Origin of the sequence: Paenibacillus polymyxa, assembly GCF_018614975.1 — a bacterium.
In the GTDB taxonomy this organism is placed as follows: Bacteria; Bacillota; Bacilli; order Paenibacillales; family Paenibacillaceae; genus Paenibacillus; species Paenibacillus polymyxa_E.
Map to the genome: position 1 here is coordinate 69,959 of NZ_JAGGNR010000010.1, position 24,520 is coordinate 94,478.

Consider the following 24,520-nt stretch of genomic DNA (forward strand, 5'->3'; position numbering starts at 1 on the left):
CGTTCAACATGACATTAGAAATGTTGACGCACCTCCTTTCCTTGTGGCAAGAGTATACAACACCTTGTTTGGGAAAGCTAGTCTTTTTCACGTATTTACGAAAAATTATTTTTCAGTCTGGAACATCGTGATATCTCGTGCATAATGGCTCTTGGTTCCGTCATTGTTTCGGATGCGCACACTGTCTTCACTGATCCGCTCCACAATGCCACAACCGACCTCGCAATAGACACCAGCCGGGTCTTCCTGCCACGCGCTTACCATACATTGAGATAGTGCAGCCGTGAAAAACTCTATATTTTTTTGTAACGTTCTAGGTTTGTTGGATTTCATTATATACTCCTTTAATCAATTATATTTGGAATGAGAACAAGCAACCGGACCAAATCACACTGTACTTCACTTTACTCTGTCTATTGACCTTTGTAAAGGGATGGAAAAAGTTGCGGCCATGAGTTATCATTTACATAAATTTTACGTAGCGTTTACACTGCGCTGACGCTTGATGTTGATTACGAATAGTACAATTATATGAGAACTTCTAACCAAGAATAGATATGCAACACATTCGGAGGCCATACATGCATAGAGACGTCAAAACAGGCAACTACGTTAATCGTGATTTGAGTTGGGTTGAATTTAATCGGCGCGTACTTCAGGAGGCCCAGGATCCAACAACGCCTCTGCTGGAACGCATGAGATTTCTCGGCATTGTCGCCAGTAATCTGGACGAGTTCGTCAGTGTAAGAGTGGCGGAGACAAAGGAGAAGATCAAGGCCGGATTCACGCAAAAGGATTTTACGGGGTATACGCCTTCGGGACTGTATCGCAGATTGATCAAACGAATCGGGACCATGGTCACCGAGCAGTATAGAACCTATCATGAACTTATTCGTCTACTCGCCAAGAAGGGCGTAAACATTCAGGAATATACAGATCTTAATGTGACACAGCAGCGCGCAATGGACCAGTACTTTCATGAAATTATTTTTCCGGTACTCACACCGATGGCGATAGACCAGAGTCGTCCGTTCCCGCTGGTACACAACAAGTCTGTCTATCTGTCCGTGATGCTGCAGAAGGAAGGGGAACAAGAGGGCGAGCCGTTTATGGCTATTGTTCAGGTGCCTTCCAATCTACCGCGGATGGTCCAGGCTCCCATTCGGGCGAATAGCAAAAAGAAAACATTCATCCTGATTGAAGACCTGATCAAACATCATATCCACACGCTCTTCAGCGGTTATATCTCGCTTGCTGCGCAGGAATTCCGTGTGTCCCGTAATGCGGATCTGTTCATTAATGAAGAAGAAGCGGAAGATCTGCTTGAGGCTATTGAAAAGGAATTGCGGCGCAGACGCCGAGGAGCTCCTGTACGACTGGAGGTCTGCAAGGATTTTCGTCCGGATGCCTTGCTCGAATTGCAGGATGAATTCGATATCCAGGACCCGGTGTACGAAATTGATGGGCCACTCGATCTGAGTTTTCTGGCTGGATTCGTAGATAGTCTGGAAGGTTTCTCACATCTGAAATACAGTCCGGTGAAGCCTGTCTATCCACCGGAGTTCCTGCCAAGAGAAAGTCATTTCGAGTTGCTGCGCAAACGTGATGTACTGGTGCATCACCCGTACGAATCGTTTGAACCGGTTACTGATTTTATTTTGGAGGCTTCGGAAGATCCAAGAGTTCTGGCCATCAAGATGACATTATATCGGGTCAATGGTGATTCACGCCTTATTCCGGCACTTGCACTTGCTGCTGAGAGTGGTAAGCAGGTCACGGTTGTGGTTGAATTGAAAGCCCGGTTTGATGAAGAGCGCAACATTGCGTGGGCACGTAAGCTGGAGAAGGCCGGTTGTCACGTGGTATATGGACTGGTTGGACTGAAGACCCATGCCAAAATCATTCTTGTCGTACGCAGGGAACAGCAGGGGCTGAGACGTTATGTTCATGTAGGAACCGGTAATTATAATGAGAGTACGGCCAAAGTGTATACGGACGTGGGACTGTTCACCTCTAATCCCATTATTGGGGAAGATGCATCCGAATTGTTCAATGAGATTACCGGATATTCCGGTCCGAAGGCATTACAGGCGTTCCGCGTAGCTCCAGATGGTATGAAAGATGAGCTGTTTGCACTGATTCGTAGAGAAACGGAGCATGCGCTGAAAGGCAAACCTTCCAGAATCATTGCCAAGATCAACTCCTTATCTCATCAGGACATGATTGATGAATTGTATGAGGCTTCTCAGGCTGGAGTTCAGATCGATCTGATCGTGCGCGGCGTATGCTGTCTGCGTCCCGGTGTGGAGGGACTCAGTGATAATATTCGGGTCATTAGCATTGTGGATCGCTTTCTGGAGCATTCACGGTTGTTTTATTTTGAAAATAGCGGCAACCCCGATGTATACATCTCCAGTGCAGACTGGATGACACGTAACCTGAATCGAAGAATTGAACTGATGTGTCCCGTATTCGATCCAGAGCTGAAGAAGATGCTGGTCGATATTCTTAATCTGTCCCTTATGGATAATGTCAAAGCCAGAGAGCTTATGCCTGGTGGCAATTATGTATTTGTAAAAAATGAAAAGCCCCCGCTGAGAAGTCAGACGGAGGCCATGGGTATTATCCCTTGGAAGCCTGCTGAATGGAGTGCGTTAACGTAACTCCCCAGGCTTCCTTCAGATCCTTGACGGCCTCTTCCAGGCCATCAAGTTCCAGTAACGGCTCAGCTGTACAGGTGAATTGCACCTGCAGCGAGTCGTTTTCTTTTGTTGCTTCGATCGCAGCGATGCTTTCGGATCGATTGATGGCTTCCGCCACGCGCAGCACAGAGCCAATACGATGAGCATGCCGCTCATCCGAATTTTTCAGAATGTCCCGGTGCTTATTCAGCAGCTGGGGCGTTCTTTTTTTGGGATGATAATCAGCTGCACTGGCACTTAGAATGGTCTCCCGATGAGAAAGTCCATAGATGCTTGCATTCATGATCCAATAGGCCGAGTGCTGCGTATAACGGAAATAGTTAATCTGTTTACCTGCCATGTGCAGCATGGAGGATGCATACAGGATTCGGGCATCTGCTTGATCAGGAGGATTACCTTGTAATGCCGTATACAGGGTGACCGTATCCTGATGAATCCGTTGCAGACGTTTCTCTGGAATAGGCGGACCAAAATGGATAAAGTTGCGGATACTGTCCTTCAGCGCGTCCGGAACGACCGGTTGACCTCCAGCCATGTAATCACGTAACAAGCCGTCTCGTAGACCCGCACCACTAACCACATAACGATCTCCCTGTATTAACTGGAAGACGGTTCGCAGGATCAGTACGCCGGGCACAATGATGTCTGCGCGATCTTTGGCGAGCCCAGGTACCTTTTTGCGCTGTGCCGAGGTGAGATGTGGCAAGGAGCGAGCAATGTTCTCCATCGCTTCCTCACTGATCTCATAATGATGGGTGACAGGCAAAGAATACTGGGTACGCTTCTGTTCCACTTTGGCGAGGGTACGCATTGTGCCGCCAAGTCCGATGAGTGGCAGGCCGGGATGCTCACGAATCCAATCCTGTCCACGGAGAGCTTCAGTGACTTCGTTGCACAATGCATTTGCATTCTCCTCGGTCCACTGATCTTCACCCCCATAACGGGCATGTGAATTCACTGCACCAATGGGGAGGGAGATGCTATGTAACCTCTTCCGATCCCGAAAGACTGTGATCTCTGTGCTGCCTCCCCCAATATCAACGACGTAACCGTCTGCCAGTTCAATGGATTGAGTGACACCAAGGAACCCATAATAGGCCTCCCGATCTCCCGATACACATTCAATGGTAAGCCCCGTCTCTGTCTCCAGCCATTCAATAATCTCCAGGACATTGCTTGCATTACGAATGGCTGCGGTAGCTGCTGCACGAATCAGTTTGGTCTGATACGCTTCACAGGTCGCTTTGAATTGACGCAAGATGGTCATGGCTTTATCCAGAGAATGGCGCAGAATGGTTCCATCGGACTCAACAACGCTGCTCAGACGAGCGGCGTATTTGTCTTCATGAATGATGCGATAGGCTGCTTCCTGATCCAGTTCATAGATAACTAGACGAATGGAGTTCGAGCCTATATCAATAATTCCTAAGGTTTCATTAGTACGTGTCATAAGCATCTCCTTCTACAGAGGTTCAACTACCCGAAGTGAAGAAGGGCAGCCATGGCTTCCGGTGAACCCGGTGGTGTTGCAGAGAATGGCGTAGTTAACATAACAACAATGATAAAGACAATGAAACAGGCAAATATAAGACAACTCACGGCAAAGCCGCGATTACGCTTTTGCATAAACAGTCGAATACCTGTGACAAAGAGAAGTACCGTAACGGCTACCAGAACGATCGACATTGCAAAATAGGCTACGCCATAAAGTGATTTGAAAAATGCTTCCATTTGTTCTGAACGCTCCTTAGATCCTCATATTTAAGCCCTTCCAAGCCATTCCTTAGTAGCATACGACAGATTGACTTGTTTGAAAAGCAAACCGGGCGCTTGTTCCCGTTTCCGCCATCACCCTGGGACAGGTTCCATGGAAAAGGGGCCATTGCCGTGGACAGACATCCAAGAAAGCAAGGCTTCTGTTGAGTATGTATAAGGAAGGACTATTGTTTCAAGGAAGGAGATCAACCCATGTCGAGACAACTTGCAAGCAAATGGCGGAAGACAGCGGCTCTGATGAAATACCCGGTAGCGGCTGTCCATATCCCACAGACCAAGGCATTCAACTCGGGTAATCTGCTGCAAATGCTCAGTCGTTATGGAATGGTGTATGTCAAACCTATTGTAGGAGGCGGTGGTTACGGTGTCATCCGGGTATCGGCAAGCGGTGGGGCTTATCGATACACCCATATGAAAACGACCCGTTCTTACGCCAGTTTCAGCCAGATGTATCGCTCTCTGGTGCGTGTAAAGGCTAGACGCAGGTACTTGATCCAGCAAGGCATTCATCTGGCAACGATTCAAGGGAGACCTGTTGATTACAGAGTCAAAGTTGTCAAAACCGAACGAGGCTGGGTATTCCGTTCCTTAGTAGGGCGACTGGCTCGTCCCGGACTCTGTGTGACGAATCTGAGCAAGGGTGGCACCATGTTATCAGGAAGGCGAGCTCTTGGTTTATCCCTGCCACATATATCCGGTCGGCACAAACGCCGGGAGATGCGTTCACTTACACTGACATGTACGTACATTATGGAGAGCCAGTTCCCTGGGGTAGGTCAGCTTGGATTTGATTATGGACTGGATTATTCAGGCAAGATCTGGATTCTGGAAGTGAATACCAGACCGCAATAGAAAATGAATGGGAAAGCTCAAGAAAATCAAAGAAAAACCGATAATATATAGAAGAAAACGGTATGAAAAACGTTTGAAATTTTACATTACCGGGTAATTTACTCGCAACAAGTCTTGAAACTATGAATTTATTCCAAAAAAATTACGCTGATAAACGTTCTCATAGTAGTACAAACTTCCTGTGCATAATATTGTCCACACTATACACGTTGATTACTCTACATTTTTTCCATTTATCAACAAACTATGCACAGGATTTCCACATATCATTGTGGATAACAAGAACGCTTGTTCTCTATATGAATCTCTGATATGATAGTTTTGAGGAAAAAAAAGGAAAGGTTGTGGCGGGAAATGGCTATGTTATCCGATGAGATGTTGTTGGATTCCTACCATAAAGCGATTGAGTTGAATCTCGAACGAGATTTCATCGCACTGCTGTTGGCAGAAATCCATAAGCGCAAACTGGGTACCGACGTATCTGCCATTCTACACTAGAGATCCTCATTGCAGGCAATGTTACAGGTTTCCGGACAAGTCCCATAGTGAGACAGGCCATGGCGTGCTCGTCTGACAATGGTGACAGTACATCACATGATTGCAAACGTTTTCGACTTCGTCTGCCGTGTCAGAGGAAGGTTGGAATACGTAGGGGCTGTATGGTCCGGTGTAATCATCCAATTTGCCGCATTCTAACAGTCCCTGAAGGCAGTGGGGGCAAGCCTGCTCCGGTACAACCAGACCGTTACACAGCGGGCATATATAAGACAAGGGTATCCCTCCTGATATGGATTCACTCAGGAGTAAGATACCCTTTTTTGTATCAAATATGTGATTTTAGCAAAACTAGCGTTTCATGTTACTGCTGTGTCCTGGGGACAACTTGGCATCCGGATCGAAGTATACCTTCGCATTGTTGACGGCTGTTGGGGCCTCGCCGAATCCGACAGCGATCAGCTTCAGTTTCCCCGGGTATGTTGTGATATCTCCGGCAGCGAAGATTCCTGGAATAGATGTTTCCATGCGGGAATCAACAACGATGGAGTTACTGTCAATTTCGATACCCCACTCGGCAATCGGTCCAAGAGAAGAGACAAATCCGAAGTTAACGATCACATCATCTACTTCAATTTCCTGAGTTTCTTTAGTTTTCACATGGGAAAGGGTTACCTTGGTAATGGTGTCATCCCCGTGAAGTTCTGTGATTTCGGTCGGTGTAACAACATTTACCTTGGAATTCATCAGGTTTTCTACACTGTGCTCATGTGCACGGAACTTGTCCCGGCGATGGATCAGCGTCACTTGCTCAGCGATAGGCTCCAGCATGAGAGCCCAGTCTACCGCGGAGTCACCGCCACCACTGATCAGTACTTTTTTGCCAGCGAAGGCATTCAGATCACTGATGAAGTAGTGCAGGTTGCTCTTCTCGAACTTGGCAGCACCTTCAAGCTCCAGGCGACGTGGTTCGAATGCACCTACACCAGCTGTAATAATGACGGCTTTGGCATGATATTCATTCTCATCCGTCTTCACGACGAAATGTTGCTCATCCTTTTTCTCCACCGATACAACCTTTTCTTCAAGGCGGATGTTCGGGTTAAAATGACTCATTTGCTCAACCAGGTTATTCACCAGTTCCTGAGCTGTTACTTTCGGGAATCCGGCTACATCATAGATGTATTTCTCCGGGTAAAGAGCGGCAAGCTGTCCGCCAAGCTGTGGCATACTTTCCACCAGTGTAACGGATGCCTGACGCATCCCACCATAAAACGCGGCGAACAGACCCGCAGGGCCTCCACCGATAATAAGCAAATCAGTCATATCATGACTGGAATTCTGTGCAGTCAAGAATCAACAACACCTTTCATATTTTAATAGGTAGTTAACAGAAAGAATGTGCAGGCTACGTATCGTAACCGGCAGGGGTGCTGAACTGTCTTTCCTATTATAAACGGTGTATTCAGGGTTGCAAAGTTAGCGGCGTCACGAAACTGGGAACAATTGATGAAGATCAGATGAGAATAGGATGAAATTGGAAATGAAAGGTTATGAAAAATAACAAAAAAAACCTTGATCTTTACTACAAATACAGATATCCTTGACCTGTACTATGTGTTTTTTTGTCTAATTTAGAGTCAATATGTAATATGAAGACAGATCCCATGTTTTGTAGAATCTTGTGGTTAATTTCACAACTTGAAACGATAACTTGCGTGCAAACGTATCAATTTTGATGCAAACGTTTAAATAAATTCGCGAAGTTAACATTTGTCGTCATAATGGGCAAGACCTCATCAATATTTGTAAGTATGTGCATTTTGCATCTCACCCAGGATCGGGCTGATGCAAGTGAAACCGGAAGGGGTATAGACATGAGCAGTATTCCCAAAATCGTCATCCTCGGTGCGGGCTATGGCGGGATTCTGACAGCCCAGCGGCTGCAGAAGGAATTGAATTATAACGAGGCCGACGTCACATTGGTGAACCGGCATGATTATCATTATATTACTACACATCTACATATGCCGGCAGCCGGCACGGATACCATTGAGCATGCAAGAGTCCCTATTTCGAAGCTGATTGATGAGTTCAAGATTGATCTGGTCAAGTCTTCCGTGAAGGAGATTCGTCTGCAGGATCGGAAGATTATTCTGGAGGACGGCACGTTATCCTATGATTATCTGATTATTGGACTAGGCGGTGAGCCTGAGACCTTTGGTATTCCGGGCATGCTGGATCACGCCATGACAATCCGCAGCATTAACTCGGTCAGACTGATTCGAGAACACATCGAATATCAATTTGCGATGTACAAAAACGATAACAAACGAAATCGTATTCGGTTTGTTGTAGGTGGAGCGGGTTTCAGTGGTGTAGAATTCGTAGCTGAACTTGCAGATCGTATTCCACAGCTGTGCAAGGAGTTCGACGTGAATCCGAAACATGTGCACATCTATAATGTAGAGGCGGCGCCTTCGGCCTTGCCTGGATTTGACCCGGAACTGGTAGAACATGCGATGAATGTGCTCAAGAAGAAGGGTGTTACTTTCAAAATTGGTGTTCCAATCAAGCAATGTCTCCCGGACGGGGTTATTGTGGGTGAGGGTGAAAAGCTCGATGCGGCTACAGTCGTATGGACCGGCGGTATTCGCGGTAACTCACTGCTGGAACAGGCAGGTCTTGAAGTGATGCGAGGACGGGTGAAGGTAGATGATTATCTGCGTGCCCCTGGACATGAGCATGTCTATGTCATTGGTGATAATTCACTTGTCTTTAACGCGGAAGGGCGGCCTTATCCGCCAACAGCCCAGATTGCGATGCAGCAGGGTGTGAACTGCGCCAAGAACGTTGTGGCATCCATTCGCAAGAAACAGCCACAACCTTTTGTATTTACGAGCAAAGGCACGGTTGCCTCATTGGGTAAAGGTGAAGCCATTGCCGTTGTAGGCGGCAAGAAATACAAAGGCTGGAAAGCGGCTCAGTTGAAGAAGCTGGTTGATCTGCGTTATCTGTTCATTATTGGTGGTATTCCGTTAGTCCTGAAGAAAGGGCGGTTTTTTGGATGAGACATTGCAGTGTTCAGGTCCGGGGACTATTAACACGTGAGGAACTGGATCGATACAACGCCCTGATGCAGGTCGGTGGTTATCTGGAGGAACAGGACCAGTATGATCTGGCCTATATCGTGCAGAAAGAAGTGGATATTCTCATTTTGCCCGCGATTGAGCGGCTTAAAGAGAAGGGGCGTGACCGTGATCGGGCCACAGCCGAGTTCCTTGAATCGCTGAAAGCGGTAGATGAGGAGCAAGATTAGAGACATAACCTTCCAATCGCTGTTATCCCCAGATTTTTTGATTCCCTTTTGTTAAAGGGAAAATCCGGTGATAGCGTATGCTTCCGATGCAGCTTTCTTGCAGAAAGCTTGTAGCTTCGCTTTTTCAGGTTTTTTCTGTCCTTTCCGTTTTTGTGTAAATAAATAGTTCAAACAATATAGATCTAAATCAAGCTTGAGGTAGTAGAATATTGATACAAAATAAAGCACCGCGGCTGTATCCTTTACAGGATAAGTCGCGGTGCTTTATTTTGCTTTGCACTATTTTACAGCTTAAGCATGTCTTCCAGTGTTCCTTCGTTCAACAGACTTCCCACATAAAACGAACCGAATTCGCCATAACGGGCGCTAACTTCATCGAAACGCATCTCATAGACGAGTTTTTTGAACTGAAGTGCATCATCCGCAAACAGCGTAACGCCCCATTCCCAATCGTCGAAACCGACGGAGCCGGTAATGATCTGTTTCACTTTACCCGCATAGCTACGACCAATCATGCCGTGACTGCGCATCATGGTGCGACGCTCGTCCATGGACAGCATGTACCAGTTGTCATTCAGCTCACGTTTTTTGTTCATCGGATAGAAACAGATGTATTGCCGTTGTGGCAGAACAGGTTTCAGACGGGCGATAATTTCCGGATTTTGCATCGGGTCTTCGCCTTCTTTGCCAAGATAATTGCTCAGTTCCACTACGCTGACGTATGAATACGATTTGGTTGTGTATTGGGCAAACATCGTTTTGTTAAACGCGTTCTCAACAGCCTTCAGATCTTCCAGCGTTTCACGCAGATGCATCATGACAAGGTCTGCTTTTTGACCGACAACCGTATACACGACTGTACTTCCTTTGGATGAATCCTCGACTTCTTTCCATTCCTTCCAGAATTCCTCCAGCTCGTCCAGTGCTACCGCACGTTCTTCATCATCTGCTGCTTTCCAGGCGGCCCAGTTAATCGAGCGAAAATCATGCAGGGCATACCAGCCCTCCAGTGTTGATGCGGCTTCGTTCATTGGTTGTGTTCCTCCTGCAAGGTATATTTCCAAATCCCTATAAGAGGTTGTTCAAAAAGTCCGCTTTTGATTACGAATCATGCCTTGTGGCATCATCAGCATCACTGAAAACCAGTCTTTTTGAACACGCACTATAAGGGACGGGTGAGTACTTTATCGTTCTCATTGTATCCCAATATGAAGCAGAAGGGCAAATGAACAGAGTATAAATACAGGGAAATTTGTCCAGAAAGTTCGTTGCTTCGCCACATTTTTTGCGGTACACTAACTACTATCCAGAAGTGAAACCCGAAAGTGTGAAAGAAGAGGTGAATGTCGCCCGATGCAATTTATACCTGTGTTGGTATTGATGGTATTATTTTTCGTTATGATGTTTGGTATCGGTTTCATTCTGAACATGCTGATGAAGACCACCTGGTTTCCTTCCTATCTGTTCATCATTGTGATTTTGCCTGTCGTCGTGTACTCTCTATGGGATCATTCGTCGTCTCTGATGTCACATCTGGGTTCCTTTCAGATTGTAGACTATATGACGGGCATCGCCGGGCTGGCCGGCGCGGTAATCAGTGGCTGGACGATCCAGAAGTTGCGTTTGGGTGGGTACAGAATGTTTTAGTTTGCTGAGGAAAGAGATAACACATGCCTGACTGGTAATCGCGTGAAAGTCTTGTCTTTGTCGTAAACGCTTACGAGTACAAAGGGAAGGCTTTTTTGCTGTTTATTTATATTTAGAAGGATTATTGTACACTTGTACTTCATATACATCTGGAGAACATTCTCTTCAGATATTCCCTTGTATTCTGCGGCTACAGCTTTTATAGTATTCTAGCGGCTCTCGACATTTTTATTTTAGAAATTTACTGAATTCGGCGAAAACGTGAATGATGTCGACCTAGGACGAAACGGAGCGAGAACAGGCCATCTTTTTACCTGTTTTTGAGCATTTGAGGATCAGACATTTATGATAGAATAGATAAACACACATTTGGGGAGAAGGAGATCAGGCTATGCGCATGAAGAATCTGCACCATTATACTGAACATCATCGCTACTGCGTATACAGGGAGTTTGGACTTAGCGCCCTGGATGACCGTATGCTTACAGGAGCATATCAGCCCATGGTAGGTGCTTTTGCGGTTGGCTTGTATCGGCTGTTGTTTCAGCATCTTCCCGGTGAACAGGTCGGTTATTCGCCGCTTGAACAGCAACGGAGGCTGTTCATGACGCTTGGATTGGAGCCAAGCGAGAAGGGGCGTAAATATTTGTTAGAGCAGACATCCAAACTTGAGGCAGTGGGACTACTTCAGACTTCACGGCTATATATACCGGAAAATGATGATTACATCTACGAATATGAGCTGCAACCGCCGCTCTCTCCGGCAGAGTTTTTCCGAACACAGCATTTGACACTGCTGCTTCGTGACAAGATTGGTAAATTTGCAGTCCTTTCCCTGCGTTCCGGTTTCTCGGCAGTGGAAAATGGGGACGCGCCTTATCCGGCAGCCAATAAAGAGAATATTTCTGTTCCCTTTTACGATATATTTGAATTGAATACCCATGTGATTGATTACGAGTTGGAGCAGGCTTTGTCGGAAGTATCAACGACGGCTCAGCGGAACGGCACGAATGATGCAGCGGAAGAAAACAGTTTGAACTATGCCGACATTATTTTGCGTTTCCCGCGGGAGTCGGTCAATCGTCGTCATGTAGAACAGTTGCGTTTCGATCATGAACAACTGGGCATTGTAAATTATGTAGTCAACAAGTTTAACCTCAGTGTGCAGGATGTATGCCGTCTGCTGGATGAAGATGATATCTTCAGTCCGCAGGGCCAGCTGATTCTGGATGATCTTCAGCATAAGGCGAGCATGCAGTTCAGACAGACGAAGAAGCGTCATGAGCAACAGACTGTACAGGCAGCCAAGGTTGTGGCATTGAGACAGCATATGGAGGAGCCAGAGCGCAAAGAAGACTCCGGTGAACCACCTGTTGAGCATGGGGTACAGATGGAATATTACGTCGAAGTACCTCCACAATTTATGACCAAGTGTGATATTCATCAGTACAATATGATGTTACGCAATGAGCCATACACACGTCTGTTGCAGACATTTTTCCCGGGCGCAGTACCGGACAATCTCATCGATATATTTGAGAAAATTGATCTGAGTTACAAGTTGCCGGGTGAAGTCATCAATGTATTGATTCATTATTTGATGGCATTGCTTGTATCCGGCGGAGAGCAGCGGATTAACCGTAACTTCGTTGAGGCCATTGCCTCCAACATGTTGCTTAAACAGGTGAACTCATATGAGAAAGCAGTTCAATATATCCGTGATCAGGCCAAGGTCAAAGGCAAACAGGCTGCTGGTGCAGCTGGAACCCGTACCCGTACATACGGCAAAGGAACCAAAGCTAAGCCCGAAATTCCGATTGTACAAGACATAAGCACCGATGGGGATGCCGTATCTGAGGAAGAGTTCGAAGAGATGATGAGATTTGCCCAGCAGATGCAAGCGAGTAAGCAAAAAGGAACTTCTTAAATATTTATAATAAAACCAAAAAGACGAGTCCTCCGATTAATGGAGACTCGCCTTTTTGCTATATAAGTTGAACTGAAGAAACGTATTTTACGTTCAATCATTTTTTTATTATTTTGCAGGATATTTATCTAATTTAAACCACTGCTGAAATTCCTTTTTTGTGATTCTTTTTACAGGCTTAACTTTTTTGCTTCCTGTATCGTATCTGAAAAGAATCCATTTATCTGAAGGATACGCACTAATATAATCCATACTTTTTCCGTTCTTATGCCATAAAATTAAACCGGTGCTAATATAGTTGGTTGCTCGAGGGAGATAAACAAAACGGTCTTTCTTAGTGTCGTATATTGCCAAAGTGCTTTTCTCCGTATTTCCATAAGAAAATGCAATGATGTCTTCTTTTGGTGACCAATTGTATGATGAAATGGTTTCTACATTTTGTTTACCTGCCGTTTCAAGACGTTCGTTTATAATTGTGTAATTTCCTGTTTTAAGGTTCACGAGAGTGAGGTTGCTGCCGGCACTTTTTTCTACTTGGGTAGTAATCCATCCATTAGATGGAGATTCATAGTCGGCAGGTATCAAAGTAATCAGTTGATTATTTCAACTAGCGGACTGACGATAGGGATCGTTGCAAAAATGCTAACGATCCTTATTGGTATAGCATTAAGGTCAAATTGATAGATGGCAAGTGGAAGATTGATGATCTAGGTGTACGTTCAAGGGCGTGGAACCCATGAAGAAATTTACTATCTTGGGCGGGCTGGCCTTGATTCCGATTCTTTTTGTGGGTGCGCTGTTTGTACTTATGATTATGGTCATGATGTTCAGCAGCTCGGATTCTTCTGAAGGGAATTACGGCGGCGGTGGATGGGGGAGCGGGATTATTTCGCAGCTCGGGGAATCTGAGATTCCAGCGGAGTATATTCCAATCTACCAAGCTGCTGCACAAAAATATGGAGTCCCTTGGAACCTGTTAGCTGCGGTACACCGCATTGAAACCCGGTTCTCTACATTAGATCCTATGATTTCGTCTGTTGGCGCAGAAGGTGGATGACGGAGCCAGAGAGTGTGTTTGGACAAATCAAAAACAACCGGGGATTCCGAAGATTCCTGCTTCGCGGCTTGCAAAAAGTAAGCCTGGAGGTCGGGTGGCTTTGCCTTGCCCACAATCTGCTTAAAAAAGCCGCAATGACGGAAAAACGCAAAAAGGACAAAGCAGGATAAACCTCTGCTTTGTCCTTTTTGTGAACGTATGAGTGTTATTTCTTTTTGCCGATACGTTTTTTTAAGGGCTTTTGAGACAGCCCCTTTGTGCTAGTTATTGTTGATATTTTTCCAGTACACTTTTCTTCAGTTCGCTATATTGATCATTCGAAGCTTGCATCGTTTTTTCTGCCATATCCGCTCCGGATATTTCAAATTTACCTTGTTCCAGAGAATTAACCCAATATGCACCCTGTTTTTCATTCCACTTTAGAAATAAAATATATTCATTACCTTCTTGCATTAATGTGTAATCTTCATAATTCAGTCTAATGGGACCTTCTTTACCTTCAGTCACATAGGAAGGTTCGAAAGTTACAAGTTCTGAACCGATTTCCTGTTTTGGTGAATCTTTATATACCTGGACCACATTAACTTTAGTTTCTGTTCTACCAGATGGTCCCCAATCAAAGTTTTCAATGACATTTTTGCTCTCACCAGTTGCAATGACTCTAACTACAGCATCTGATTGAGATTCTGCATCATCGGCATTTGTGAAAATTATATGGTTAGCTTCGATTTTATCTGTACTCACTACAGATGGAGCCGATTTTTTAGCGGTTAAATCAACTTTGCTTTGAACATTTTTACTTAGAACAGTAGTATTGTTCTGACTATCTACAGAAGAACTAGTTGAATATGAGACTATTCCTATCCCAATTGCTAAGGAAGCAACAGTTGTCCATAACATAGTTTTCTTCATGCTTACCACCCCCATTTTGTTCTTACATGAGCTAAATCAATACTTGAAGGTGAAGTCATTTTAAATGCACCTGATTTCATCCAATGCTCGCCAGAGTGTGCAGGTGAATTTTCAAAGTGATTCATACCAAGTACATGACCGACCTCATGTCCAGCATTCATGAATCTCTGATCCTGGTCTAAGCCACTCGTCCAACCAGCATCTAATGTAACGGTAGCAATTTGATAGTTTTGCCCATTTGTTACATCTCCAGCCCCAATTTGCTGTCCAGTGGTATAGAAGTAACCTGTTGCTCCTAGAACACCTGCAGGAAGCACATATTCCCCGGCATAAAATTTTAAGTTCGCAGCTGAGGAATTTCCAGAACTAAAGGAAATTCCGGATGATGCTGCGTCCCATTTACTTATTGCGTTAGATACAGCACCGTTGTGTCCGTATGATGCTACAGATGAATCGACCCAGTAGGTAATGTTGCTTGCCCCACCTGATATAGAACCTATTTTAATATGGGCGGTTCCGGTATCAGCGCTTGCCGTTACTGCCATTAAAGATAACGCAACTGACATTGAGGTGACGAATAATTTTTTTCCCCATTTCGAGATTACCAATACATTTCCTCCTTTGGAATTATATTAAAATTAATCAATCACTATATAGACGCAATATACAAGCAAAATGTTTCCATATTTTAATTATAATTCTCAATTTATTTGAAGTTTTTTTTGTTTGTAAAGGTATACCTTTAGGAATGGTATATACTCCAGAAAATACGGACAAAAAAAGCCCAAAAGGGCTACTTCGATAATTGTCATAGTAAACTTTTCCTAGTACTCTCACTGGAAAAAAATTATATCCTTTAACTTTCCCTTGTAGGAGTATGAGTAGCAACTTTCCATTTACCTTCCTCATAGGTTAATGTTATTTTTGCAGAGAGCGACCCCTCATTGGCACGATACTTACTGACATCTATGGCAATGTTATTATCTGATTCCTTCTCTTGCTTTTCAATTTTCAGTAAAATCCCTTTTAGCGTGTTTTCAGACTGTTCAGACAGTCCTTCTTCAATCAATTCTTCATAGGTTAGGTTATAAATTTTTGCGTTATATTTGCTGTGAAGGTAATCCTCAATGCTTTTCTTATCAAAATCCTTTAATGGAATTTCTTTATCAAAATCTAATGAGATGTACTCCATGTTTTCATTAAGAGCCGTATCTGTTGAGATTAACTCCTCCAACGCCATACGATAAGGTTCACCTAGATCATTCTGCTGACTAGAGCCAGTAACACCACCTGCGCAAGCTGATAGTAAAAATAACACTACAACACTGAGAATAAAATACATTGTCTTTACTTTTATGACAAACCCCTCCTTGGTACTCGTTACCTAAATAAACGTAATGATAACCAGAAATGTTGTATTTCAGTTTAAAAAGCAGCCCAAATTGGGCTACCTAATTAAGTTAGTAAGTAGGTAAATGGCAAGGATCGTCTGTTAGGCAGAACTGTAATATCAGGAGAATTTATGGTTTTAATAGGGGATAATGATTACTTATTATTCCAGATATATGCTACTCTCATCTTATTCCATAGTTTTCTTAACGGAAAAATGGAAATTTAAATGGGGGGGGGGGATTGCTTGCTTCTATCCGAACGATTGCCAATTGCAGCAAGTCTGTACCCTGAGGAACCTGCGTTAATGCGACATGGGAAAACGATGAGTTATGGGGAGCTTTACGGTCTAGTTGAAAGACTTAGTCATGCTCTGTATGTTGAAGGACTCCGGGCCGGTGATCGCTTTGCCCTTTTAGGTGATCCAGATCCCCAGCTCGTTGTTGCGTTTTATGCAGCAGTTGGAATCGGTGCTATACCGCTCGTGCCGTCACCTTTGCTAACAGTGTCTGAACTCGCTGCCATATTCCAAGATGCAGAACCGCATATGGTTATTCATGATGACCAACATGCTAAAGTAGCTATCGCCACGGTAAAGCTTCTTGGGTATTGTCCAAAACTGTTCACAACAGACGAAGAAGGGACGAATAGCAGTTCGCTCGCTGCTCTTTTACAGCAGGAACCCGCGTTCTCTCCCAAAGACCATTCCAAACGAAGTGTAGACGATACGGCAGTCCTGATTTATACGGGCGGGACAACTGGTCGACCAAAAGGGGTAATGCATTGGCATCGCGGAATGGCTGCTTGGAATCAACTTACGCCTTCTGCAGGCTTCGGTCATGATCTCGGGCGTCGTGTGTTATCCCATCTGGTGGGTCAGTTCCAGCTGTGGGCGACTATGGCTGCCGGAGGCTGTCTTGTATTTTTAGACGAATACCCGGCGGATGTACACCGTATTATGGAAGCTATTGAACGTGATCAGATTACACAACTCAGCACCGTAGGCCAACTGCTTCGTGATCTTACCCGCGAGGCATCCGTAGGAGGTAGAAACTTGAAGAGTCTATCGCTTATTGGCTGCGGAGGGTCCATTATTTCCCCGGATACACTACAGGAGGTCGTATCGCAATTTCCTGAAGTTATCATTGTGAATAACTACTCACAAGCGGAATGTGGAATGTCCATAAGCCGCCTTTTTCCTGCTCAGCATATGGGCGATCCTCTTCGCCTTCGATCCGTAGGTCGTCCTGCTGACTTGGCTGCCCAAGGTGAGCAGGCCTTCGAAGTTCGGATATTAGATACGGACGGAAGTGAGACAGTTACGGGCGAGGCTGGAGAAATCGTTGTTCGAGGTGCACAGACCATGCTGGGGTATTGGCGCCAGTTGGAGGCTACTGCCGAGACCATGTCCGATGGCTGGATTCGAACTGGGGATGTCGGTTGTCTGGATGCCGAAGGTTACCTTTATGTGTTTGATCGCTTGAAGGATATGATTATTGTGGACGGTTCCAATGTGTTCTGTGCCGAAGTGGAGCATGTCATTATGAACCATGAGGCGGTAAGCGAGGCGGCCGTAATCGGACTTCCTCTTCCTGACGAAGGCGAGGAACTTGTCGCTTTCATAGTGTTACGGTACGGTGAAAGGTTGGATCTGACGCGGGTGCGGGCGTTTTGTGAGCCACACCTTGCTCCGTACAAATGGCCGAATCAACTGTTCATTGTGGATACTTTGCCGAGAACAGCCGTGGATAAAATAGACAAAAAGCAGTTGCGCAAGCATCTATCCTCAATTTCATCCGAAGGACTAGGCTAACGGGAATGCTGTTTAATAGCTGTTGGGTTAAATATTTATTGTTAGATCAACAAGAACAGCCCTTCAACTTCCTTTTGGGAGTGAAGGGCTGTATGTTTTTATCTCAACTGGTATGCAGGCGGGCGTGAAAATACCTTGCAGTATTATCTCAAAATCGTAGTAGCCTGATTACCCGCATAATCCTCAATGACCAGTTTCAAAGAGCTGTTGCTGGACGCTGGTGTGAAGGTCAGTTCACTCAGCTTTGTTCTTCCCCGAATGATATACGGGAATTTCTGCGAAACGTAAGTGACTCCGAACTCGCGTGCCACCCCATTTTCATAAACATAAATCTTGTACCAATCCTCCAGATCCGGGAGGGAAAGTGTATACTTTCCATCTTTTACCGAGACCTTTTCCTTGGCGTATGGTGTAATCTGAAGATCTGCGAGCTGTCCGGTATGGGTAACCGGATTCTGCCCGCCAATAGCGATGTCCAGCACGTAATGTTCACCGTTGGTCGGAAGTCCGGTCAGGACGGCAGACTGTTTTCCTTTTTTGACTTGAAGTGACTTAGTGAAAGGTTCTTTCGTGTATTCGGTTTGTAGTGTGAGTTGAATAGACTCATTGCCTTTACGTTTGTCTTTATCCTTGTCCTTATCCGTATGCTTATCTTTGTCTTTGCCCGAGTCTTTCATTTTCTTCGGGTTTTTCCAGCTTACGATGGCATCGCCATTCTTTTTGAATTTCACATCCATATTCTGAACGGCTGCATTCAGATCGTAGGGCAGGACGGTTGCTTCACTTTCGGTCCCATCTGCACCAACAGCACGTATGGACAGTTCACCAGACGGCTGTTTTAACGATTTGATATAAAAAGTGGAATCATACACGCCGCCAGCATAAGCGCCATTTTCATATAAATTGTATTGCTTGACCTCTGAATAGTCCTTCATGTCCCATGCGACAACCAGTTCGTCGGTGTTGGTCAGTGCTTTGGCAATATGGAATCCGGTCGGTGCATCCGGTACAGCCGCTGAACCGTCAAACATACGGATCTCGCCAATGTTCATCTGGTAATTCTCAATCGCTTTGCCATTCGGGTCAAAGGATAGTCCCATTGCGGCAACGGTCTTTCCTTGATAGGCGCTCAAATCCAGTGAAACGGTCTTCCAGCCTTTCGTATGCTGACCTGAATTAGGCACATTTACGTTGACCACGTTGGATGGATCGTCTTCGAAGATTAACCCAACATGCAGGGAAGAAGCATCGCTAGTGGACGGTTTGTTATACGTCAGCTGCAGTTTGGACTGTCCGTTGACGGACAGGTCGGTCTTGTACAGGCGCAGGAAGTTCTCCGCGTTCAGTGTACCGTTCACCACGAGAGAGCTGCCGCCATTAAACGCGCCAATGGAGTCATAGTTGTACCTTGCGCCTTTCTCATAAGATGAACCGTAGTCAAAATCAACACTGAGCTTGTCACCTTCACTATCCATCCACCATTGCCAAGTGACAGGGATATCCTGAATGTTAATATTGGACCATTCCTTGTCGTTTGAGATAGCGCCGTCTTCATAATATTTCAGACCGTGTCCCGTATTAAAGTTCGTTGCAAAATTGGAGCCATTTATAACGGAGCGTTCGGTCAGATACGCAGCGATTCCATCCCAATTTGCACCGGAAGCATACACATCCGACAGATCAGCAGATGCATTACGACGTGCATCCGTTGGGTCCTGATTCGGCCCTGACCACCACGCACGATCGCGCACAAAGGTCATCCATTGGTACTGATCCTCAGCTCGATGATTCGTGCTGCCATCGCCCATCTCTTCATCCAGAGCGTTGTGGGTGAAGTCGGCACCCAATGTCGCGATACTATTCATGGGCTGACCGTTCTCATCCAGATTATGGCGCAGATCGTAGGACTGCTTCCAGCGGCCGAATTTGTCATGACCACCTTCAACACCAGCAAATACGGTTTCGAGTGGATCCAGTCCCAAGCTAAGGGCATGATCACGGGAATCGCGGAGCATCTTGTGGTTCCATACATAGTTCAGGAAGATGGAATCCGAGACTCTGCCGAGAACGGAATCTTGTACAAAGGGGCTATTAAGCCCATTAAATTGGTTCTGGTATTGAATTTTGCCTGTTGTATTGATGGTGGAATCATACCACTGAACGTACAGACCTTTATCTCTTAGAACTTTCATGAATTTCTTGTAGGATGCGATATCCTCAGGGGCTACACCCCGGGCAACCTCTTCCTGATTGAAGAAATATCCATCGTAGTTGTAGTATTCTGCCATCTCGGCCAGTTTCTCGGCCACAGGGAAATTACCGTTTTCATCCTGGATCAGCATTTGTTTATAGGTTTGTGGCCCACGGTCATTGTCCGAGAAAAAGATGTTGGCAATCGACTTGACGCCATTTTTGTGGGCTGCATTGGTGTAGGCCGGATTCGGAATGTTCAAAATGCCAAACTCGAAGTATTTCTCCGTCCACTCTTTACTCGGGTCATACAGCTCCTCAGGTACTCCCGCAGAGGCCATGCCGTGCCAATAACTGTAGTAGTCTGTATATTGCCAATAATTAAACAGATACTGGCTGAATTCATTGGTGTAAGGTGTGCTATCGAAGAATGCATTGCCGTAATCGCCGCTCATCGTGAATAGCTGGGTATCCGGACTAAGCTCAGGATAAGCCTGTGTGGCAGCGAACGCTTCATTACGGGGCTGCAAAGGAACATGGGCACGAAGTAAATCGCCATGGATATCACTTTCCGGTGTCCAGTTCAGAATCTGGGCCGAGGTGTATCCATGTTGATAGGGCTGATTCACCCCTTTGGCACTTTCACCGGTGTAAGGGAGCGTGTCTCCGGCATAAACGGATGATGCAACAACTTGTCCAAGCAGAGCCGTAGTCAGGACCATGGCGGTTACCTTAGGAATGATGCCTTTTGGTTTGAGTTTGCGTGTCATGCTGTTCCTCCTTGAAGTGGAATGAATGTAAGGTATTCTTTTACACAAAGCTAAACTTATGGTTAACGATAGTGGATGAAAGCGTTTTTAAATAGGGTGAAATTAAAGAAACACAGATATAAACTAAAGAAAAGTTGCAGGTGACAAGTTAATGTCAGAAGCCTGATGATATAATTCAAGTCAGGAAAACAGCATCGGAGGGAACATGCGACTTGAAAATTGTTAGCGTTTACAATAATTTCTTTAAAAATAATATGTTTATGAAAATGCTCCTGATCTTCTCGATGATATCGATTGTTACGATCATTACGCTGTCTTATATCATCTTCCTGTCGGTGTCCGACTCCACGATTCGCCGGGAACTGGCGATCCAGAAAGCGGCGATGGAACATGTGGATCGGTACATTCATCAGCAGTATGAGTCGGTACAGAATATGGTGAGGGATATGCATCAGAATGAGGCACTCTCGGCCAACATTACTTACCTGATGAATCATTCGTACGCTGAATATGTTCAGCACATGACCAATGGATATTACGCCAATCAGGATGACTATTCGGCCGATGTGTTGAAACATTTTCAGAATATTATGGATCGTAATTCGCAGATTAACCAACTCATGTTGTATAGCGCCGAGCAGCAGGATCTGTCTACGTTCAATCAACACAAGCAGTTCCGCAAGCTGGATGCCAATGTAGCTCATTCCTATATTCCGGACGTGATGGCGATGGAAACGCCCAATATCAGTGCACCCAACTACTGGATACGCAAAGAGATTAATCAATGGGACCCTGCGCTCTACTCCATCCGCGTACCGATTAACAATACACAGACCCTTCGTAATCTGGGCCAATTTCTTGTCTTCTTTGACTCGGAGGGAATCGGTAATGCGCTGGATAACTACGAGAGTAATCTCAAGGGAGAAATCGTGGTGTTATCGGCGAAAGGGACAGTGTTATTTGACTCCAACAATCATTATTACGGGAAGAAGTATCCCTACGTGAATGTGGCCGATTCCTTGTTTGATCAGACGGATATGGATTCAATGAAAAAGGAGCAGAACATGTACGTGAACAAGTTTGTCTCCGCCGATCAGGGTTATGTGGTCATTGGCACTGTTCCGGTAGAAGAGATGGCTGAAACCTATGCGGGGATTCGCAATACCATCATCTCGATCAGTATTGTGTGTATTTTGTTTGCCGTGTTGGTTCCGGCATTTTTCATTATTAACTTTGCCAAACGAACCCGCCGAATCATTCGATTCACTCAGAAAGTAAAATACGGCAATCTGACGGCTCGCATCGACGACGCACGTGATGATGAACTGGGGCAGATCTCACATAGCTTCAACGATATGTTGGACGAGCTGAATCTGTACATTGAACGGGTCTACAAAGCCGAGATCAAACAGAAGGAGACCGAGCTGGTCGCATTACAGGCGCGCATCAACCCTCATTTTCTCTACAATACGCTTGAAGTGATTCGGATGAGGGCGATATCCCAAGGGGCGAGAGATGTTGGCGAGATGATCTATAGTTTATCCGTATTGTTCAAGAGCCTGGTACAGCAAAAGAAGAATTATACGCTGAAGGATGAGATGGAAGCTTGTCGCTTGTATCTGGAGTTATTCCGAATCCGCTACAAGGATATTTTCATCTATACGATCCAGATCGATGCTGCTTATTATCAACACCCTGTGGTGAAACTTTCGCTGCAACCCATCATTGAGAATTATGTCGTACACGGCATTCAGACAGAACGTTCGGATAACCGATTATCGATTGTTGTGGAAGAGACGGATGATGTGGTGCAAGTGGAGGTCAGAGATAATGGCAAAGGCATTGATCCGGCACGCCTGACGGAAATCCTTGAAGAACTGGAACGTCCTGAAGAGTCTGGTCAGATGTTTGGGCTGCGCAGTGTCCATAGTCGATTGCGCTTCCTGTATGGGCCAGAGTTCGGTATCACCATAGAGAGCACCCTCGGAGAAGGAACACGAATCAGGGTGCGTTATCCACATACAGAAGGGACAGGTGTGTAATATGTACAAGGTGTTTATTGTGGACGATGAGCCGTTCATCATCGAAGGCTTATACGATATTGTGGATTGGTCTTCATTTGGTATGGAAATTGTGAGCCATGCAGGTAATGGGCAAGCAGCGTTACAAGCGCTCACTTCTCAGCCTGTGGACATTCTGATCACGGATATATCCATGCCACTCATGAATGGCCTTGACCTGATTCGGGAAGCAAGACGAGTGAAACCTGAGCTTAAGGTCATTATCCTGAGTGGTTTCAATGAGTTCGAATATCTGAAGGAAGGCATGCAGCTGGGGATCGAAAACTATCTGCTCAAACCAATTAATGTGGAGGAACTGGAATCCACGCTGAGCAACACGGCGTCCAAGCTGGATCATACGTTATCACCTCAAGCCGATGATGCGTATGGTATCCAGATTCTAAAAGATAACATTCTTCATCGGTGGCTTACGGGACAGATTGCAGCTACTGAATTTGAAGAACGTGCCCAGTTCATGAACCTTTCGCTGGATGCACCGGACGTTGCTGTGGCCATTCTGCGTGACAAAGGGCAAGTACCTGGTATGGTTTGAACGTGTAGAAGAGATGCTTAGAGACAGACGCCATCTGAACGTATTTCATGATATCGATGGAGACATCGTCATTATTGCCAATATTCAGGGTACGAGTGACGAGGAACAGAAGTTGATGGATGGTCTGCAGGCATTATCTGATGAAATAACCGTAACCCATCCGGCGGCGCGCATTGGAGCAGGCAGGTTGATGAAGGGGCTATACCATGCGCCGACCAGTTATGCTGAGGCCAAAAAAGCACTCCAGTATGTGATGATTTATCCCGACCTTAAAGTCATCGACCATGCCATGCTGGAAAGGTGCGGAAATTCAACGGCGACCTTTTTCATTGAATGGAGGGAGTATGCCAAACTCATTCTGTCCCGCAATACAGAACAACTTGCCGACCGGATTCGCATGGATTTTGAACAGCATCGCGATGGGCTTACACCTGGGGAGTTACAGAATACCGCACTGGAAGTTGTGATTCGCTTCAAAATGGAACTGGAGGGCATTAAACACTCGGATCAGTCTGCCATATACCAACAAGGGCTTCAACTTGTACTGGACAGTGGCACTTTTGATGAGCTCGTGCGGGCACTTCAGCAGGTTGGGTCGCAGACGATCCAATCCCTATTGCAGGATTTGAAGAATCCGATTGTGAACCAGGTGCTTCAGCATATCGACAAACACTACGCAGAAGAGCTTTCCCTGAAGCTGCTGGGTGCCCACTATCATCTGCATCCGGTGTATTTGGGACAATTGTTCCATAAGGAGACCGGAGAGACGTTTGCCGAATATATCAACAAATACCGGATTGAACGTGCGAAGGAGCAGCTGCGCAATTCCAATCTGAAGGTACATGAGATCGCCCGAAATGTGGGGTATTGGGAGACGGGGTATTTCTATAAGCAGTTCCGCAAATATGTGGGAATTTCACCAACTGATTTTAAGGTGTTTGGTTAATTCGGTGACGGGTAGATCCAACTATGCGGACAGAGAGCCAAGAGACATATCGGGAACAGGAATGGCATGGATGAAAATCATGGCATACGTTACCCGGCATGTCTCTTTCATG

At 45.5% G+C, this 24,520-nt stretch carries 22 protein-coding genes and 2 pseudogenes; 13 read left to right on the forward strand and 11 right to left on the reverse strand.

The window, feature by feature from the left end; all coding sequences use genetic code 11:
* Positions 1–105: 105 nt before the first annotated feature.
* Positions 106–333: a hypothetical protein gene (locus tag J7E78_RS07700; protein ID WP_017692425.1), complete on the reverse strand. Its 228-nt coding sequence runs from the start codon at positions 331–333 to the stop codon at positions 106–108.
* A 248-nt stretch (positions 334–581) separates the two neighbouring features.
* Between J7E78_RS07700 and ppk1 the strand changes: the two genes are divergently transcribed.
* Positions 582–2,663, forward strand: coding sequence for a polyphosphate kinase 1 (gene ppk1 / locus J7E78_RS07705; RefSeq protein ID WP_215075682.1), 2,082 nt, complete (start codon positions 582–584; stop codon positions 2,661–2,663).
* Here ppk1 and J7E78_RS07710 read toward each other — a convergent pair.
* Together J7E78_RS07710 and J7E78_RS07715 are read right to left on the reverse strand one after the other, a co-directional pair.
* Positions 2,623–4,152 (reverse strand): Ppx/GppA phosphatase family protein, encoded by a 1,530-nt coding sequence (locus tag J7E78_RS07710; protein ID WP_215075683.1) that lies wholly within the window; start codon positions 4,150–4,152, stop codon positions 2,623–2,625. The two genes, ppk1 and J7E78_RS07710, sit on opposite strands and share 41 nt — an antisense overlap.
* Positions 4,153–4,178: 26 nt before the next feature.
* Positions 4,179–4,433 (reverse strand): hypothetical protein, encoded by a 255-nt coding sequence (locus J7E78_RS07715; protein WP_017692428.1) that lies wholly within the window; start codon positions 4,431–4,433, stop codon positions 4,179–4,181.
* Between the two features lie 237 nt (positions 4,434–4,670).
* On the opposite strand from J7E78_RS07715, the gene J7E78_RS07720 reads away from it, so the two are divergent.
* Positions 4,671–5,330 (forward strand): YheC/YheD family protein, encoded by a 660-nt coding sequence (locus tag J7E78_RS07720; RefSeq protein WP_215075684.1) that lies wholly within the window; start codon positions 4,671–4,673, stop codon positions 5,328–5,330.
* A 354-nt stretch (positions 5,331–5,684) separates the two neighbouring features.
* Positions 5,685–5,828: a sporulation histidine kinase inhibitor Sda gene (gene sda / locus J7E78_RS07725; RefSeq protein WP_017692430.1), complete on the forward strand. Its 144-nt coding sequence runs from the start codon at positions 5,685–5,687 to the stop codon at positions 5,826–5,828.
* 21 nt (positions 5,829–5,849) lie between these two features.
* Here the strand turns inward: sda and J7E78_RS07730 are convergent, their stop codons facing one another.
* Complete coding sequence (locus tag J7E78_RS07730) at positions 5,850–6,101, reverse strand: hypothetical protein (protein ID WP_074096361.1); 252 nt, start codon at positions 6,099–6,101, stop codon at positions 5,850–5,852.
* 75 nt (positions 6,102–6,176) lie between these two features.
* The gene (locus J7E78_RS07735) at positions 6,177–7,151 is read right to left on the reverse strand and encodes an NAD(P)/FAD-dependent oxidoreductase (protein ID WP_210437008.1); all 975 of its coding nucleotides are present in this window, start codon (positions 7,149–7,151) and stop codon (positions 6,177–6,179) included.
* Between the two features lie 551 nt (positions 7,152–7,702).
* On the opposite strand from J7E78_RS07735, the gene J7E78_RS07740 reads away from it, so the two are divergent.
* Entirely contained in the window at positions 7,703–8,896 is a 1,194-nt protein-coding gene (locus tag J7E78_RS07740; protein ID WP_036605766.1) for an NAD(P)/FAD-dependent oxidoreductase, read from the forward strand.
* On the forward strand, positions 8,893–9,144 hold the full coding sequence (locus J7E78_RS07745; protein ID WP_145325111.1) for a hypothetical protein: 252 nt from the start codon (positions 8,893–8,895) through the stop codon (positions 9,142–9,144). Before J7E78_RS07740 ends, J7E78_RS07745 begins: the two co-directional genes overlap by 4 nt.
* 284 nt (positions 9,145–9,428) lie before the next feature.
* On the opposite strand, the gene hemQ is transcribed toward J7E78_RS07745, so the two are convergent.
* Positions 9,429–10,175, reverse strand: a complete 747-nt coding sequence (hemQ, locus tag J7E78_RS07750) for a hydrogen peroxide-dependent heme synthase (RefSeq protein WP_215075685.1) — start codon at positions 10,173–10,175, stop codon at positions 9,429–9,431.
* Between the two features lie 322 nt (positions 10,176–10,497).
* On the opposite strand from hemQ, the gene J7E78_RS07755 reads away from it, so the two are divergent.
* Both J7E78_RS07755 and J7E78_RS07760 read left to right on the forward strand, forming a co-directional pair.
* Positions 10,498–10,791, forward strand: a complete 294-nt coding sequence (locus tag J7E78_RS07755) for a YuiB family protein (RefSeq protein WP_215075686.1) — start codon at positions 10,498–10,500, stop codon at positions 10,789–10,791.
* Between the two features lie 391 nt (positions 10,792–11,182).
* Positions 11,183–12,718 (forward strand): replication initiation and membrane attachment family protein, encoded by a 1,536-nt coding sequence (locus tag J7E78_RS07760; protein WP_215075687.1) that lies wholly within the window; start codon positions 11,183–11,185, stop codon positions 12,716–12,718.
* Positions 12,719–12,826: 108 nt separating this feature from the next.
* Here J7E78_RS07760 and J7E78_RS07765 read toward each other — a convergent pair whose 3' ends face one another.
* The gene (locus J7E78_RS07765) at positions 12,827–13,219 is read right to left on the reverse strand and encodes a hypothetical protein (protein WP_215075688.1); all 393 of its coding nucleotides are present in this window, start codon (positions 13,217–13,219) and stop codon (positions 12,827–12,829) included.
* Between the two features lie 403 nt (positions 13,220–13,622).
* Here J7E78_RS07765 and J7E78_RS30180 point away from each other — a divergent pair.
* Both J7E78_RS30180 and J7E78_RS07775 read left to right on the forward strand, forming a co-directional pair.
* Positions 13,623–13,769: pseudogene (locus tag J7E78_RS30180) on the forward strand (peptidoglycan DD-metalloendopeptidase family protein); the annotation flags it as partial.
* A pseudogene (locus tag J7E78_RS07775) lies at positions 13,763–13,945 on the forward strand (transposase); the annotation flags it as partial. The pseudogenes J7E78_RS30180 and J7E78_RS07775, both read left to right, overlap by 7 nt.
* 94 nt (positions 13,946–14,039) lie before the next feature.
* Here the strand turns inward: J7E78_RS07775 and J7E78_RS07780 are convergent.
* From J7E78_RS07780 to J7E78_RS07790, 3 genes are all read right to left on the reverse strand, one after another.
* On the reverse strand, positions 14,040–14,687 hold the full coding sequence (locus J7E78_RS07780) for a hypothetical protein (RefSeq protein WP_215075689.1): 648 nt from the start codon (positions 14,685–14,687) through the stop codon (positions 14,040–14,042).
* 2 nt (positions 14,688–14,689) lie between these two features.
* Positions 14,690–15,295, reverse strand: coding sequence for a zinc metalloprotease (locus tag J7E78_RS07785; RefSeq protein WP_215075690.1), 606 nt, complete (start codon positions 15,293–15,295; stop codon positions 14,690–14,692).
* Positions 15,296–15,543: 248 nt separating this feature from the next.
* A complete protein-coding gene (locus J7E78_RS07790) occupies positions 15,544–16,029 on the reverse strand; it encodes a hypothetical protein (protein ID WP_215075691.1) in 486 nt (161 codons plus the stop codon).
* Between the two features lie 294 nt (positions 16,030–16,323).
* Between J7E78_RS07790 and J7E78_RS07795 the strand changes: the two genes are divergently transcribed.
* Positions 16,324–17,889 (forward strand): class I adenylate-forming enzyme family protein, encoded by a 1,566-nt coding sequence (locus tag J7E78_RS07795; RefSeq protein ID WP_215075692.1) that lies wholly within the window; start codon positions 16,324–16,326, stop codon positions 17,887–17,889.
* Between the two features lie 143 nt (positions 17,890–18,032).
* On the opposite strand, the gene J7E78_RS07800 is transcribed toward J7E78_RS07795, so the two are convergent.
* The gene (locus J7E78_RS07800; RefSeq protein ID WP_215075693.1) at positions 18,033–20,849 is read right to left on the reverse strand and encodes an endo-beta-N-acetylglucosaminidase; all 2,817 of its coding nucleotides are present in this window, start codon (positions 20,847–20,849) and stop codon (positions 18,033–18,035) included.
* 212 nt (positions 20,850–21,061) lie between these two features.
* Here J7E78_RS07800 and J7E78_RS07805 point away from each other — a divergent pair, with 212 nt between their 5' ends.
* From J7E78_RS07805 to J7E78_RS07810, 3 genes are read left to right on the forward strand one after another with little or no spacing between them, the layout of a single operon-like run.
* On the forward strand, positions 21,062–22,891 hold the full coding sequence (locus tag J7E78_RS07805) for a sensor histidine kinase (protein WP_397330516.1): 1,830 nt from the start codon (positions 21,062–21,064) through the stop codon (positions 22,889–22,891).
* Position 22,892: 1 nt separating this feature from the next.
* Positions 22,893–23,462 (forward strand): response regulator, encoded by a 570-nt coding sequence (locus J7E78_RS29670; protein WP_285229350.1) that lies wholly within the window; start codon positions 22,893–22,895, stop codon positions 23,460–23,462.
* Positions 23,413–24,408 (forward strand): helix-turn-helix domain-containing protein, encoded by a 996-nt coding sequence (locus J7E78_RS07810; RefSeq protein WP_285229351.1) that lies wholly within the window; start codon positions 23,413–23,415, stop codon positions 24,406–24,408. Before J7E78_RS29670 ends, J7E78_RS07810 begins: the two co-directional genes overlap by 50 nt.
* The last annotated feature ends 112 nt before the right edge of the window (positions 24,409–24,520 follow it).